At 36.1% G+C, this 208-nt stretch carries 1 pseudogene; it reads right to left on the reverse strand.

Annotated features, from left to right (window positions below):
- A pseudogene (locus V6256_RS16260) lies at positions 1-187 on the reverse strand (hypothetical protein); the annotation flags it as partial.
- Positions 188-208 lie beyond the last annotated feature (21 nt).

A 208-nucleotide genomic window follows, 5' to 3' on the forward strand; every position in this document is an offset into this window, starting at 1 on the left:
GACAACATCTTTTCATACATTCGATATCATCTTTTTTATCCTGAGCTAAATCCCAAGTCTGCTTTCCATCAACTAAATTTGCACCGCCTGTCAATACAGTTATTCGCTCACCAGAAGTTTTTACCCTAACATCTGATTTATTCAAAGATGGATTAGCTCGTGCAAAAAGTTTGTTTAATATAACCATTGAAACTCCCAGCATTAGCAC

The sequence above is a fragment of the Psychromonas aquatilis genome, from assembly GCF_038155185.1.
Lineage (GTDB): Bacteria > Pseudomonadota > Gammaproteobacteria > Enterobacterales > Psychromonadaceae > Psychromonas > Psychromonas aquatilis.